The sequence below is a fragment of the Janthinobacterium sp. SUN206 genome (assembly GCF_030587305.1).
In the GTDB taxonomy this organism is placed as follows: Bacteria; Pseudomonadota; Gammaproteobacteria; order Burkholderiales; family Burkholderiaceae_D; genus Janthinobacterium; species Janthinobacterium kumbetense.
Map to the genome: position 1 here is coordinate 412353 of NZ_JAPWIB010000004.1, position 14663 is coordinate 427015.

Annotated in this window: 14 protein-coding genes and 1 tRNA gene; 11 read left to right on the plus strand and 4 right to left on the minus strand. The window is 64.6% G+C overall.

Annotated features, from left to right (window positions below; genetic code table 11):
* Positions 1 to 150: 150 nt before the first annotated feature.
* The 4 genes from O3300_RS22505 (at position 151) to O3300_RS22520 (ending at position 4125) form a co-directional block, all read left to right on the plus strand.
* On the plus strand, positions 151 to 1494 hold the full coding sequence (locus O3300_RS22505) for a sigma-54 dependent transcriptional regulator (RefSeq protein WP_305054169.1): 1344 nt from the start codon (positions 151 to 153) through the stop codon (positions 1492 to 1494).
* On the plus strand, positions 1484 to 2731 hold the full coding sequence (locus O3300_RS22510) for a PAS domain-containing sensor histidine kinase (RefSeq protein ID WP_305054170.1): 1248 nt from the start codon (positions 1484 to 1486) through the stop codon (positions 2729 to 2731). The genes O3300_RS22505 and O3300_RS22510 overlap by 11 nt, the downstream gene beginning before the upstream one ends.
* A 181-nt stretch (positions 2732 to 2912) precedes the next feature.
* A complete protein-coding gene (locus tag O3300_RS22515) occupies positions 2913 to 3782 on the plus strand; it encodes a head GIN domain-containing protein (protein WP_305054171.1) in 870 nt (289 codons plus the stop codon).
* A gap of 70 nt (positions 3783 to 3852) precedes the next feature.
* Positions 3853 to 4125: a YkgJ family cysteine cluster protein gene (locus O3300_RS22520; RefSeq protein ID WP_289903266.1), complete on the plus strand. Its 273-nt coding sequence runs from the start codon at positions 3853 to 3855 to the stop codon at positions 4123 to 4125.
* A gap of 36 nt (positions 4126 to 4161) precedes the next feature.
* Here the strand turns inward: O3300_RS22520 and O3300_RS22525 are convergent, their stop codons facing one another.
* The gene (locus O3300_RS22525) at positions 4162 to 4398 is read right to left on the minus strand and encodes a hypothetical protein (protein WP_305054172.1); all 237 of its coding nucleotides are present in this window, start codon (positions 4396 to 4398) and stop codon (positions 4162 to 4164) included.
* 145 nt (positions 4399 to 4543) lie between these two features.
* Between O3300_RS22525 and O3300_RS22530 the strand changes: the two genes are divergently transcribed.
* The 7 genes from O3300_RS22530 (at position 4544) to O3300_RS22560 (ending at position 12303) form a co-directional block, all read left to right on the plus strand.
* Complete coding sequence (locus tag O3300_RS22530; protein ID WP_289900110.1) at positions 4544 to 5314, plus strand: DeoR/GlpR family DNA-binding transcription regulator; 771 nt, start codon at positions 4544 to 4546, stop codon at positions 5312 to 5314.
* 32 nt (positions 5315 to 5346) lie between these two features.
* Positions 5347 to 6495 (plus strand): MFS transporter, encoded by a 1149-nt coding sequence (locus O3300_RS22535; RefSeq protein WP_305054173.1) that lies wholly within the window; start codon positions 5347 to 5349, stop codon positions 6493 to 6495.
* A gap of 167 nt (positions 6496 to 6662) precedes the next feature.
* Entirely contained in the window at positions 6663 to 7508 is an 846-nt protein-coding gene (locus O3300_RS22540; protein ID WP_099666310.1) for an undecaprenyl-diphosphate phosphatase, read from the plus strand.
* 6 nt (positions 7509 to 7514) lie between these two features.
* Positions 7515 to 9338: a DNA helicase RecQ gene (recQ, locus tag O3300_RS22545; protein WP_305054174.1), complete on the plus strand. Its 1824-nt coding sequence runs from the start codon at positions 7515 to 7517 to the stop codon at positions 9336 to 9338.
* Between the two features lie 11 nt (positions 9339 to 9349).
* Positions 9350 to 9832, plus strand: coding sequence for a hypothetical protein (locus O3300_RS22550; RefSeq protein WP_305054175.1), 483 nt, complete (start codon positions 9350 to 9352; stop codon positions 9830 to 9832).
* A 44-nt stretch (positions 9833 to 9876) separates the two neighbouring features.
* On the plus strand, positions 9877 to 10854 hold the full coding sequence (locus O3300_RS22555) for a LysR family transcriptional regulator (protein WP_077408735.1): 978 nt from the start codon (positions 9877 to 9879) through the stop codon (positions 10852 to 10854).
* Between the two features lie 162 nt (positions 10855 to 11016).
* Positions 11017 to 12303 (plus strand): Glu/Leu/Phe/Val dehydrogenase, encoded by a 1287-nt coding sequence (locus O3300_RS22560; RefSeq protein ID WP_034785857.1) that lies wholly within the window; start codon positions 11017 to 11019, stop codon positions 12301 to 12303.
* A gap of 175 nt (positions 12304 to 12478) precedes the next feature.
* Here the strand turns inward: O3300_RS22560 and galE are convergent, their stop codons facing one another.
* The 3 genes from galE to O3300_RS22575 all read right to left on the minus strand — a co-directional run bounded on the left by galE (position 12479) and on the right by O3300_RS22575 (position 14491).
* Positions 12479 to 13498, minus strand: a complete 1020-nt coding sequence (galE, locus tag O3300_RS22565; RefSeq protein WP_305054176.1) for a UDP-glucose 4-epimerase GalE — start codon at positions 13496 to 13498, stop codon at positions 12479 to 12481.
* Between the two features lie 146 nt (positions 13499 to 13644).
* Positions 13645 to 14325, minus strand: coding sequence for a tRNA (guanosine(46)-N7)-methyltransferase TrmB (trmB, locus tag O3300_RS22570; protein ID WP_099394995.1), 681 nt, complete (start codon positions 14323 to 14325; stop codon positions 13645 to 13647).
* Positions 14326 to 14417: 92 nt separating this feature from the next.
* Positions 14418 to 14491, minus strand: a tRNA-Gly gene (locus O3300_RS22575).
* Positions 14492 to 14663 lie beyond the last annotated feature (172 nt).

Sequence of the window (14663 nt, forward strand, 5' to 3'; positions counted from 1 at the left end):
CGGCGCGGCGCGGTGTCCCGCAGTGTCCATTTCCGGACAGCGGCTGTTCGCAAGCGCACAGCGCCGGCAAACGGGCATGCCCGCAGCAGCCGCCACGCCCCCTGCGCGGCTGCTAGAATGCGCCACCGACCGACGCTCACTATGCTCTCCATGGCCCACACCGCAGCCCACGTCCTGATCCTCGACGACGATATCGATGTCGCCTGCGCCGCACAGCTGCTGCTGCGGCGGCGCTACCGCGATGGCCAAGTCGATACGCTGTGCGACCCGGCGGGGCTGCCCGCGCTGCTGGCCCGGGCCGTGCCCGACGTGGTGCTGCTCGACCTCAATTTCCAGCCCGGCCAGACCGATGGGGCACAAGGCCTGGCCTTGCTCGACCTGCTGCGCGCGCTGCCACGGCCGCCTTGCGTGATCGCCATGACGGCGTATGCCGACGTGCCGCTGGCCGTGGCGGCGCTGCAGCGCGGCGCCGGCGATTTCATCACCAAGCCCTGGGACAACGCGCGCCTGGCCGCCGCCGTGGAACAGGCGCTGGCGCGCCGCGCCGGCATGGCATCGCCAGGCACGGCCGCGCCGGACCTGATGGGCGACTCCCCGGCCATGCGCGCGCTGCGCGTGATGGTCGCCAGCGTCGGCCCCACCGAGGCAAACGTGATGGTGCTCGGTGAAAACGGCGTCGGCAAGGAACTGGTGGCGCGCGCCCTGCACCAGGCCTCGCGCCGCGCCGCCGGTCCCCTGCTGCCGGTGGACATGGGCGCCGTGCCGGAGACAACCTTCGAAAGCGAATTGTTCGGCCACCGCAAGGGCGCGTTCACCGATGCCAGGCATGAACGCGCAGGACGCTTCCAGGCGGCGCGCGGCGGCTCGCTCTTTCTCGATGAAATCGGCAACCTGCCGCTGGCGGCGCAAGCGAAGCTGTTGACGGCGCTGGAACGGCGCGAAGTGACGCCGCTCGGCGCCGACCGTCCGGAAGCGATCGACGTGCGCATCCTCAGCGCCACCAATGTCGATGAAGCGCGGCTGTTCGATCCGGCCGTGTTCCGGCCCGACCTGCTGTTCCGCCTCAATACCATCGTGCTGCGCGTGCCGCCGCTGCGGGCGCGCCGCGAGGATATCGCCATGCTGCTGCGGCACTACCTGGCGCACTACGAAAGCCAGTACCAGCGCCCCGCGCGCGCGCCCGCGGCGGAGGCGCTCGACTACCTGCAACAGCATGACTGGCCTGGCAATGTGCGCGCGCTGCGCCATGCCTGCGAACGGGCCGTCATCCTGGGGAACGAAGCGCACTACACGCGCGGCGATTTCGGCCTGTTCGACGGCGCCGGCCAGGCGCCAACGGCGCCCGCCCACGCACGCCAGACGCTGGGCGCGCTGGAACGCGATGCCATCCACCGCACGCTGGAGCAGGTCGACGGCAATATCAGCCATGCGGCCAAGGCGCTGGGCATCAGCCGCGCCGCCCTGTACCGCAAGCTGAACAAACATGGCATCTGAGCGCAGCCTCAAGACGACGGCCAGCGCCAGCATCGCCGCCATGCTGGCGCTGGCCGGCGGCGCCGGGTATTTTGTCGCGCTGGCGTCGCCGCGCCTGAGCGTATTGTGCCTGCTGCTGTCGATAGCGCCGGCGTGGCTGCTGTCCCGCTGCCTGACACGCCTCGCGCCGCGCCTGTCACGCCAGGAGTCGACGATGGCAACGGCAATGACGGCGGCGCCGTCGCCTACGCCCGATGAAGAATCGCTGAGGGCGCTCGAAGCCTGTCTCGAACACGCGCCCATCGCCCTGTTCCGCATCCGGAACGGCGCCGAGGAACGCAAGGTAACGCCCCTCAATGCAAGCGCCCGGCGCCAGCTGGCGCCCGGACATGCGAGCGAACCGCAACGGTGGCAGCAACTGCTGGCGGCGCAGCCGCCCGGCCAGCGCCGCCTGCTCAGTTTTGACACGGAGCGGGGCGTGGAGCGGGCGCTGGTGGCCGTGGCGGCGCTGACCTTGCAAGGCGCACCGCAGCACCTGGCCGCGCTGATGCCGGTGGAGAGCGAACTGGAAGCCGAGGCGCTCAACGCCTGGCGCGACCTGGTGCAAGTGCTGACGCATGAAATCATGAATTCGCTGACGCCCGTCGCCTCGCTGTCGCGCACGGCCTGCGACCTGCTGGCGGACGTGCGCCCCCTGCTGCCGCACGACACCCATGCCGACCTGGCGACGGCGCTCGACGCCATCGCCCGCCGCGCCGCCAGCCTGGCCGACTTCGTGGCCAGCTACCGCAGCCTGTCCAGCGTGCCCGCGCCGCAACCCGAAGCGGTATGCCTGGAGCAGCTGTTCCAGCGCCTGGAAGCGCTGCTGGCGCCGGCCTGGCAGGCGCGCGGCGGCAGGGCGGAATTTTCCGTCGAACCGGCATCGCTGGAAGTGCGGATCGATGCAGGCCAGCTGGAACAGGCGCTGATCAATCTGCTCAAGAACGCTGCCGAAGCCACGCAGGGGATTGCCGCGCCGCGCGTCACGGTCAGCGCCCGCCTGAGCCGGGGCGCGCGCCTGCGCATCGAAGTGCGCGACAATGGCCATGGCGTGCCCGATACGCTGGCCGCGCACATCTTCATGCCATTTTTCTCGACCAGGAAGCAGGGGCGCGGCATCGGCCTGGCCCTGGTGCGCCACCTGGCCCATGCCAACGGCGGCACCTTGCGCCATGCGCGGCCCGTCGGCGCCGGCGCCTGTTTCCTGCTCAGCTTTTAAGGCGGACGGCACCGCGTCAGGCGCACGCGCCTGCAGTTCACCCCGCGTTTTACGCAGTTCGTCGCATTTCCCTGCCAGCCAGCGCACCGCTTTGCTATCTTCTCATCGACAGCACGGCAGCCGCGGCGCGGCAGCCGGCTCTTTTCTTGTCCCGAACTAAAACAATCATAAAGGAAACACCATGCGTACCTTGCTGGCCCTGTGCTGTGCCGTTGCCCTTGGCGGTTGCGCCATCGTCATCAACCCCAACGATGGCGAAGTACGCTATGCCGATTCCAGCAGCAATGTCATCCAGGGCAATGGGCAAGTGAGCCGCGACGTGCGCCAGGTCAGCACCATCAGCGCGCTCGACATCGACAACATGAAGCGCATCGACATCAAGATCGACGTGCGCGTCGGCCCGACGGCATCGCTGGTGATCGAAGCGGACAGCAACTTGCAACCGCTGATCCATAGCGACGTGAGCGGCAATACGCTGCGCCTGTGGAGCGACACGAAAATTCGCAGCAGCAATGGCATCCACGTCATCTATACGACGCCGCAATTGAGGAAGATCAACATCTCCGGCTCGGGCCGCCTGGTAGTCAGCGGCCTGAATGGCGACGATTTCAGCCTGGAACAGCGCGGGTCGATGAAGAGCGAATTGTCGGGCACGACGGGACGCTTCGACGTGGCCAACAATGGCTCGGGCAGCATCAACGCGGCGGCCCTCGCCAGCGGCAACACGGACGCGGTGCAGAACGGTTCCGGCAGCATCCAGCTGGGCAGCGTGCACGGCGAACGCATCAACGTGGCCGTCAACGGCTCGGGCAGCATCAGCGCCAACGGCGCCGTGCAGCGCCTGGACGCCAACGTGAATGGCTCGGGCGATGTCAACCTGGCGTCGCTGCGCAGCGACGTTGCCTATCTGGCGAGCAACGGCTCCGGCGACATCGACGTCAGCGTCCAGAATGAAGTCAACGCCCGCGCCAGCGGTTCCGGCCGGATCACCGTGCATGGCGATCCGGCGCGTCGCACTTTATCGGGCAAGCGCGTCAGCATCGTGCGCTGAACGCGCCCGGGCAACACATGGGAGCCGGCTTGCTATACTGTCGGCTCCTCACCCGCCCGTCTGAACTCCCATGTCACCATCTGCCACCCTGGCATGCCGTCCCTCGTGCGGCGCCTGCTGCACCGCACCGTCCATCACCAGCCCGATTCCCGGCATGCCGGAGGGAAAACCGGCGGGCGTGCGCTGCGTGCAGCTGGCCGATGACAACCGTTGCAAGATCTTTGGCCAGCCGGAACGGCCCGCGTTTTGCGGCGGCTTGCAGCCATCCGAGGAGATGTGCGGCGACAGCCGCGAACACGCGGTGCACTGGCTGGCCGAGCTGGAACGGCTGACGGCACCCTGAGCGGCGACGCGCACGGCGTCCCTGCTTGCGTCGCGCTTAGCGCGCGTCTTCCGCTTCCTCGGCGTCGCGCTGCCGCTTGTATTCCAGCAAGGTGGCAATCCCCAGATAGATCAGCAGCAGGCACACGGAATCGCGTGCATCGCTCCAGCCCAGCGTGTCATGACGCATCCAATGCAGCGCATTCAACACGATCATCATGCCCAGGATCAACCATCCACTGCGGCGCAGGGCGCGGCCCGGCAAGCTTGCCTTGAAAGAGATACTTGAAAACATGGCTGCCCTTATTTTATTCCATTTTTTACAACACTAACAGAACTTATATCTTTTCGGCAATATTTGACGGAAACCTGCGTACGCTTGACTCTGTTTGCACGTTTGCGTATATTCATGCACATTCCTGCACGTTTATAGGTTCACCATGTCCGCCACCCTGCTCCTCAAACAACGCCACGCGCTGATCCAGCAACAATTGCATGCCGACGGTCGCGTGCTGGCGCTGGACCTGGCGCGCCAGCTCGACGTATCCGAAGATACGATACGGCGCGATCTGCGCGAGATGGCGGCGGCCGGCCTGTGCCAGCGCGTGTATGGCGGCGCCCTGCCGCTGGCGCCGGACGGCGGCACCTTGAGCCAGCGCAAGCAGGAAGCGCCGGAACGCAAGGCGCGCCTGGCGCAGGCCGCCGTCTCCCTCGTGCGCGCGGGCCAGGTGCTGTTTCTCGATGCGGGCTCGACCAACCTGGCCATCGCCAGCGCCCTGCCAGAGTTAGCGCTCACTGTCATCACCAACGCGCCAGCCATTGCCATGGCCCTGATGGAACGCCCGGAAATCGAGTTGATCATGGCTGGCGGCAGGGTCGACCGCCGCGCCGGCGCCAGCCTGGGACCGCAGGCGCTGCGCACCGTCGAGCGCATGCATCCCGACCTGTGCTTCCTCGGCGCTTGCGGCGCCGATGCGGACGCAGGCGTGACAGCGTTCAATTACGACGAGGCGGAATTCAAGCGCAGCATCGCCGGCGCCAGCAAGGCGGTGGTCGTGGCCGTCACCAGCGACAAGCTGGGCACCGCCGCACCCTTTGGCGTATTGGCCACGGGCTTGCTGCAGCACCTGGTGCTGGAAGCCGATGCCGACGCTGCCCACGTGGCCGCCTTTGAACGGCTGGGCGTACAAGTGTTGCGCGCCCGCGCCTGATTTTATCCACCCCGACTTTGAAAAGCTCCCCCATGCATCTCACCGGCACCCTGCAACAACGCGCCACGCGCCTGGTCTTCTTCGCCGCCGGCCTCGGCATGGCCGCCTGGGCGCCCTTGGTTCCCTACGCCAAGTCGCGCCTGGGCCTCGATGAAGCCACCCTCGGCATTTTGCTGCTGTGCCTGGGCGCTGGCTCGCTGTGCGCGATGCCGTTTACGGGCATGCTCACGGCACGCTTCGGCTGCCGCAAGGTCATCGTCGGCGCCGGCCTGCTGCTGACCGCCATCCTGCCCGGCCTGGCGCTGGCCGCCACGCCGCTGCAACTGGGCCTGGTGCTGCTGGTGTTCGGCGCGGCCATGGGCACGTTTGACGTGGCCATCAATATCCAGGCCGTGATCATCGAAAAAGCCAACGGCGGCGCCATGATGTCGGGCTTTCATGCGCTGTTCAGCGTGGGCGGCTTCGCCGGTGCGGCCTGCATGGCCCTGCTGTTGTGGCTGGGCCTGACGCCGGCCTGGTCCTGCGTGGTGGTGATGCTGCTGCTGTGCGGCGTGCTGGGCGCGGCGCAAGGCCATCTGCTGCCGACGGCGTCCGCCTCCGGCGAAAAGACGCCGCTGTTCGTCATGCCGCATGGCGCCGTCATTTTCATTGGCCTGTTGTGCTTTATCGTCTTCCTGGCCGAAGGCGCCATCCTCGACTGGAGCGCCCTGTTCCTCACCACCACACGCGGCGTGGAAGAAGCCAAGGGTGGCCTCGGCTACGCCGCCTTCGCCATCGCCATGACGGTGGGCCGTTTCACCGGTGACAAGGTTGTCAGCCGCTTTGGCGGTAAGCGCGTGCTCACTTTTGGCGGCTTGTGCGCAGCGGCAGGCTTCTTCCTGGCCGTACTGGCGCCGCACGCCAGCCTGGCCATGCTAGGCTTCGTGCTGATCGGCCTGGGCGCGGCAAATATCGTGCCCATCCTGTTTACGGCGGCAGGCAACCAGCATGCCATGCCGGCCAGCCTGGCCGTGGCGGCCATCACCACCATCGGCTACGCGGGCATCCTGGCCGGCCCGGCCGTGATCGGCTTCGTCGCCCACGCCACCAGCCTGAACATCGCCTTTGCCATGCTGGGCGCCGCCCTGCTGCTGGTGGCGGCCAGCGCGCGCCTGGTGGCGCCGGCAAAACAGGCTTCCTGAAGCCTCCCTCGCCTGGCGGGCAGCGGCAAAAAACCGCTGTCCGCCAGCGCCCAAATCGGCTCGACGGGCCTGCGGCATGGTAAGCTTCGACCCCGCGCACATTGCTGGCGCCACGCGGTCACCCCATCCTGTCACTTATACCCGTACTTATACCCTTTTATACATCTATGGATCTCATTCTTGCGTTAAAAGCCATCATCATGGGGCTGGTCGAAGGTTTTACCGAATTCTTGCCGATTTCGTCCACGGGACATCTGATCCTGGCCGGCAGCCTGCTCGACTTTACCAAGGATGTCTCGAAAGAAGTCATGGACGTCTTCGAGATCGCCATCCAGGCCGGTGCCATCCTGGCCGTGTGCTGGGAATACCGCCAGCGCATCGGCAGCGTGCTGTCCACCTTCAGCACCGAAGTCAAGTCGCGCAAATTTGTGCTGAACGTGGCCATCGCCTTCATTCCGCTGGCCGTCATCGGCCTGGCCATCGGCAAGATGATCAAGCATGCGCTATTCAAGCCAGTACCGGTCGCCATGGCCTTCATCATCGGCGGCATCATCATCTTGCTGGTGGAGCGCCGCGCGCGCACCAACCCCGTCACCGTGCGCGTCAACTCGGTCGATGAAATGACGCCGTTCGACGCCCTGAAGGTGGGCTGCGCGCAGGCATTCGCGCTGATTCCGGGCACCAGCCGTTCCGGCTCGACCATCATCGGCGGCATGCTGCTGGGCCTGTCGCGCAAGACAGCCACCGAATTCTCGTTCTTCCTGGCCATCCCGACCTTGTTCGCGGCCACCTTCTACTCGCTGTACAAAGCGCGCGACATCCTGTCGGCCACCGACGTGCCCCTGTTCGGCCTGGGCACCGTGGCCGCCTTCATTTCCGCCTTCCTGTGCGTGCGCTGGCTGCTGCGCTACATCAGCTCGCACGACTTCACGTTTTTTGCCTGGTACCGCATCGTGTTCGGCTTGCTGGTGTTGGCCAGCGCCCACTACGGCTGGGTTGTTTGGGCAGAATAAGGCACTATGAATCAAGATATTAACCAGCGCGCGCTGCACCTGCTGCAAACGGTTTTCGGCTACCCGGCCTTCCGCGGCCAGCAAGCCGACATCGTCGACCACGTCAGCCATGGCGGCGACGCGCTGGTGCTGATGCCCACGGGCGGCGGCAAATCGCTGTGCTACCAGATTCCCGCCCTGCTGCGCGACGGCGTCGGCGTCGTCGTCTCGCCATTGATCGCGCTGATGCAGGACCAGGTGGACGCGCTGGAGGAAGTCGGCGTGCGCGCCGCCTTCCTCAATTCCACGCAAACCTACGAAGAAGCGAGCCGCATCGAGCGCCTGGTGCGCACGGGCGGCATCGACGTCGTCTACGTGGCGCCAGAACGCCTGATGACGCAGCGTTGCCTGGACCTGTTCCAGGCCTCGAAGATCTCCCTGTTCGCCATCGACGAGGCGCACTGCGTGGCCCAGTGGGGCCATGACTTCCGCCCCGAATACATCAAGCTGTCGGTGCTGCACGAGCAGTTCCCGGACGTGCCGCGCATTGCGCTCACAGCCACGGCCGATCCGCAGACGCGCGCCGAAATCGCCCTGCGCCTACAGCTGGAAGATGCGCGCCAGTTCGTCTCGTCCTTCGACCGCCCGAACATCCGCTACCAGATCGTGGAAAAGGCGAATGGCCGCAAGCAGCTGCTCGACTTCATCAACACGGAACACGCGGGCGACTGCGGCATCGTCTACTGCCTGTCGCGCAAGAAAGTCGAAGAGACGGCAGAATTCCTGAACCAGAGCGGCATCCGCGCCCTGCCCTACCACGCCGGCATGGAATACGCGAAACGCAGCGCCAACCAGGCGCGCTTCCTGCGCGAAGAAAATATCGTCATGGTCGCCACCATCGCCTTCGGCATGGGCATCGACAAGCCCGACGTGCGCTTCGTCGCGCATCTGGATCTGCCGAAAAGCATCGAGGGCTATTACCAGGAAACGGGGCGCGCGGGCCGCGACGGCATGGCCGCCAACGCGTGGATGGCGTACGGCTTGCAGGACGTGGTGCTGCAGCGGCGCATGATCGACGAATCGGAGGCGGACGACACCTTCAAGCGCGTGCTGGGCGTCAAACTCGACGCCATGCTGGGCCTGTGCGAAACGCTCAGCTGCCGCCGCATGCGATTGCTCGAATACTTCGGCGAACCGGCTTCGCCGTGCGGCAATTGCGACACCTGCCTAGTGCCGCCAATCTCGTTCGACGGCACCGTGCCCGTGCAAAAACTGCTGTCGGCCATCTACCGCGTCGACCAGCGCTTCGCCGGCGGCCACGTGATCGACGTGCTGCGCGGCGTGGAATCGGAGCGCATCAAGACCTGGCACCACGACTCGCTGTCCGTCTTCGGCATCGGCTCGGACCTGGGCGAAGCGGAATGGAAATCGATTCTGCGCCAGGCCATCGCGCTGGGCCTCGTCTCGGTCGACCATGAACAATACAGCTCGCTGAAACTGACGGATGCCTCGCGCCCCGTGCTCAAGGGCGGCCAGAAAGTGCAGCTGCGCCAGTACCAGAAGCCGGTGAAAACCAGCAAGCGCAGCACCAGCGTGGCGAAGGGCTATGTCGAGACGGATCTGTCCACCAGCGAGCAGGCGATTTTCGACAAGCTGCGCTGGTGGCGCGTGGAGACGGCACGCACACACAACGTGCCGGCCTACGTGATTTTTGTCGACGCCACCCTGCGCGAAATCGCCAAGGCCAAGCCCACCTCGCTCGAGCAGATGCGCGGCGTGAGCGGCGTGGGCGAGAAAAAACTGGCCTCGTACGGCGACGAAATCGTCGCCATGATCCTGGAGATGATTTGATGGAAGATTTGATGGAAGCACTCTCGTCCGACCTGATCTATCAGGCCGTGAAAATTCTCGGCGCCCAGCCCGACGCCGAAGACGAGGTGGAAGCGCAAGTACGGTTACTGGTGCAGGACGATCTCACCGTGCGCCGCCTGGCCGACGTGGTGCCGGAAGCCTTCGGCCTGGTGCTGGCGTCGCACCTGCCCGGCGCCGAAAACATGACCCTGCCCCATACCTTCTGCGCCCAGGACGAGGACGGCGAATGGGTGGAGTTCCCCATGCGCCGCGAACCGATCTTTGTCGTCGCCGCGGATATCGCCCAGCACACCTTCCACAACGGCCCGCGCGCGTTGATACAAAACCTGGCCAACCGCAGCTCCTTGCTGTCGGCCATCAACAAGGGATTGAATGCGGGCGGCTCGCTCGATGGCACGACCCTGGGCCCGCCATCCTTCTTTGGCCTGCCCGCCGCCCTGTACCAGCCGGCGGCATCGCCCGAGACGCCCTGACCACTTTACCTTGCCTCTGCCCTTGATAACGGAATGCTGCCGCGATGGAAACCAAATGGCTGGAAGACTTCATCTCGCTCGCTGAAACGCATAACTTCAGCCGTTCCGCGGCCCTGCGCCACGTCACTCAGCCAGCATTCTCGCGGCGCATCCAGTCGCTGGAAAACTGGCTCGGTATCGACCTGGTCGACCGCACGTCCTACCCGACGCGACTGACGCCGGCCGGCGCCGTGTTCTACGAGCAGGCGCTGGAAATGCTGGGACAGATCAACGGCGTGCGCGCCCTGTTGCGCGGCAAGCGGGCCGCCACGCAGACGAGCGTCGATTTCGCCGTGCCGCATACCCTGTCGCTGACCTTCATGCCGAAATGGCTGACGGCGCTGGAAGAAGGTTTTGCGCCGATCAACAGCCGTTTGATGGCGCTGAACGTGCACGACGCCGTGCTGCAGCTGGTCGACGGCGGCTGCGACCTGCTGCTGTGCTATCACCATCCGCGCCAGCCGGTGCAGCTGGACCCGGGCCGCTACGACATGCTGGTGATGGGCCGCGAAACCCTGCGCGCCTATGCGCGCTGCGGCCAGGACAAGGTGCCGGACTTCGTCCTGCCCGGCAGCGCCAAGGAGCCGCTGCCCTTCCTTTCCTACACCAGCAACGCCTACCTGGGGCGCATGGTGGAATTGCTGGTGGCCGACGCCAAGGCGCCGCTGTTCCTGGAAACCTGCTATGAAACGGACATGGCCGAAGGCTTGAAGATGATGGCGCTGGAAGGCCGCGGCATCGCCTTCCTGCCCGAATCGGCCGTCATGCGCGACGTCAAATACAAACACCTGGCGCGCGCCGATGGCGGCGCGCCAGGCTGGGAAATCGAGCTGGAAATCCGTTTGTACCGCGAACGTCCATCGAGCCTGCGTCCCGGCAAGCAGATCGTCGAAAGCCTGTGGCAATACCTGGTGCAGTCGCAGGATGGCAAGGCACGCATGGGCAAGCGCCGCAAACGCGCCACCGAGGCCCCCCAGTCCTGACTGGCAATCCTGGCAACACAACTATGCAATAAATGCATAACCGGATGCGCACAAAGCATTGGCCGGGGCATGAGGCTATCGCCTACGATGCGGTTCCGCTGCGCGCAGCTGCATATCGGCTGTGCCTCTAACGTATTCGTATTGTCCAGGAGCTTATCAAGCATGACCAGCAAGCACGCACTTCCTTCCTACCTGAATCCTGAAGACCTTGGCCCATGGGGCGTCTACCTCGAGCAGATCGACCGCGTTACGCCGTACCTGGGCAACCTGTCGCGCTGGGTGGAAACGCTGAAGCGTCCAAAGCGCATCCTGACGGTCGACGTGCCTATCGAGCGCGATGACGGCACCATTGCCCACTACGAAGGCTACCGCGTGCAGCACAATCTGTCGCGCGGCCCGGGCAAGGGTGGCGTGCGCTTCCACCAGGACGTGACGTTGTCGGAAGTGATGGCCCTGTCGGCCTGGATGACGGTCAAGAATGCCGCCGTCAACGTGCCATACGGCGGCGCCAAGGGCGGTATCCGTGTCGATCCGAAGACCCTGTCGCGCAACGAACTGCAACGCCTGACCCGTCGCTACACGAGCGAGATCAGCATGATCATCGGACCGAACAAGGATATCCCGGCGCCGGACGTCAACACGAATGAACAAGTCATGGCGTGGATGATGGACAGCTACGCCATGATCGGCGGCAATATGTCGACCGGCGTGGTGACGGGCAAGCCAATCTCGCTGGGCGGCAGCCTGGGCCGCCGCGATGCGACGGGCCGCGGCGTGTTCGTCGTCGGTTGCGATGCGGCCGCCAAGGTCGGCATGTCGCTCGAAGGCGCGAAAGTCATCGTGCAAGGTTTCGGCAACGTGGGCGGCGTCGCTGCACGCATGTTCGCTGAAGCCGGCTCGAAAGTGGTGGCGGTACAAGACCACAAGACCACCGTCGTGCACGCTGGCGGCTTGAACATCCCGCAACTGCTGGCACACGTGGCCGAAGTGGGCAGCGTCGAAGGCTTCCCGGGCGCCGAGGCATTCGTGCCGCGCGAAGATTTCTGGGGCATCGATTGCGACATCCTGATCCCGGCCGCGCTGGAACAGCAAATCACGGCTGAACGCGCACAAGTCATCCGCGCCAAGATCATCCTGGAAGGCGCCAATGGTCCGACCCTGCCGGCAGCGGACGACATCCTGACGGACCGCGGCGTGCTGATCGTGCCGGACGTGCTGGCCAACGCCGGCGGCGTGACCGTCAGCTACTTCGAGTGGGCACAGAACTTCTCGAGCTTCTTCTGGACGGAAGAAGAAATCAACAGCCGCCTGACCCGCATCATGCGCGAAGCGTTCGACGCCGTATGGCAAGTGTCGCAAGAGAAGAAAGTGTCGATGCGTACCGCGACCTTCATCCTGGCGTGCACCCGTGTTCTCCAGGCTCGCGAAGTGCGCGGCCTGTACCCTTAATGGCTACCTGAGAAAATGCCTGGGGCGTTGTTGCTTCGCCTCGCCGTACTTGCGTACTGTCTTCGGCTTTGCGCCTAGCCCCAGACATTTTTCAGGCGCCATTGGGTTGATGGCGCTCTAAAAAAATCCCGCCACACTTGCGTGTGAGCGGGATTTTTTGTATCTGCGGACTTGTTTACGCTGCGTAGCCTTGCGGGTTCTGGTGCTGCCAGCGCCAGTGGTCGCGGCACATGTCGTCGATGTTTTTCTGCGCTTGCCAGCCCAGCAGTTCCTTTGCCTTGTCGGCCGAGGCGTAGCAGCTGGCGATGTCGCCGGGGCGGCGCGGCACGATGTCGTACGGTACCCGGCGGCCGCTGGCGGCTTCGAAGGCGCGTACGGTATCGAGCACGCTGTAGCCATGGCCCGTGCCCAGGTTGACGGTAAAGCCGCCGTCGGTGGCAAACAGGCGGTTCAACGCGGCCACGTGGCCCAGCGCCAGGTCGACCACGTGGATATAGTCGCGTACGCCCGTGCCATCCGGCGTGGCGTAGTCGTTGCCGAAGACGGCCAGGCGTTCGCGGCGACCCACCGCCACCTGGGCAATGAACGGCATCAGGTTGTTCGGGATGCCGGCCGGATCTTCGCCGATCAAGCCGCTGGCATGCGCACCGACCGGATTGAAGTAGCGCAACACGCCGACTTGCCACTGGGCATCGGCATGCACGAGATCAGCCAGGATCTGCTCGACCATGAGCTTCGAGCGGCCATACGGGTTGGTCACGGACAGGCGCGACGATTCCAGAATCGGCAAGGCCTCCGGGTCGCCATACACGGTGGCCGACGAGCTGAACACAAAACGTTTCACATTCGCCGCCGCCAGCACTTCCAGCAAGGCCACGGTGCCCGTGACATTGTTGTCCATATACATCAGTGGCTGCGCCACGGATTCGCCCACCGCCTTCAAGCCTGCGAAATGGATCACGGCATCGATGGCGTGCTCGCGCAGGACGGCGGCCATGGCCGTGCGGTCGCGCACGTCCGCTGCATAGAAGGGTACGCTTTTGCCGGAGATGCGCTCCACGCGCGCCATCGCTTCGCGCGCGCTATTACACAGGTTATCCACCGCGACGACCTCAAAGCCGGCAGCCAGCAATTCGACACAGGTATGCGAGCCGATGAAACCGGATGCGCCCGTCACGAGTATTTTCTTGGACATAATATCAATCAATGCAAAAAAGATAAGACTACCGTAATTCCCCCGCCTTGCCTAGCCAGCGCACTAGCGCGCATTAAAAAAAGCCTGCGGCGTCGCCGCGGCAGGCTTGTTCTCGTGCAAACGGCACGGGTGGGCAAACCGCCAGGTTATTTCTTGATGAACACCAGATCCCACACGCCATGGCCCAGCTTCAAGCCACGGTTTTCAAACTTGGTCAGAGGACGATACGCCGGCTGCGGCGCATAGCCATCGGCGCTATTGTGCAGCTGCGGCTCGGCGCCCAGTACTTCCAGCATTTGCACCGCGTAATCTTCCCAATCGGTGGCGCAATGCAGATAGCCGCCCGGCGCCAAGCGATCGGTCAATTGCTTGACGAACGGCGACTGGATCAGGCGGCGTTTGTTGTGGCGCGCCTTGTGCCATGGATCGGGGAAGAAAACGTGGATACCGGCCAGCGAATTGGCGGGAATCATGTGCGTGAGCACTTCCACGGCATCGTGCTGCAGCAGACGCAGATTCGTCAGCGACTCTTCACCGATCAGCTTCAACAGACTGCCGACACCGGGCGTATGCACTTCGACGCCGATGAAATCCTTCTCCGGCATGGCTTTGGCGATATGCGCGGTCGTCGCGCCCATGCCGAAGCCGATTTCCAGGATGACGGGCGCCTTGCGGCCGAACACCTGCTCGAAATCCATCGGTTCTTTGGCGAAAGGCAATAGAAACTGCGGGCCCAGGGTCTCGAGCGCGCGCGCCTGCGCCACGGAAAGCCGTCCCGCGCGGGTCACGAAACTGCGGATGCGGTGTTCGGTCGGATCGTACATCATCGGCCGCGCCGGGCCGTTTGCTGGGGTATCAGAAGACATGGGAATGGAGAAATAAGTGGCTGCGCCGCATCAAGCCAGGCGCCAGCGAAAAATGGAGCGGGTGAAGGGAATCGAACCCTCGTCGTAAGCTTGGGAAGCTTCTGCTCTACCATTGAGCTACACCCGCGAAGCCTGCATTTTACGCGGGATGACGAGGACTTGGCAAACTTGTGGATCGCTTTCGAATGCATCAGCAATTCCCGCGATATTTGACAAAAACATGGACCGCAGCCTCGGCATGGTGCCGTTTTTGTTGATAGAGAACAACATCTTCAGGCCGCCAGACACGCAGAATAGTC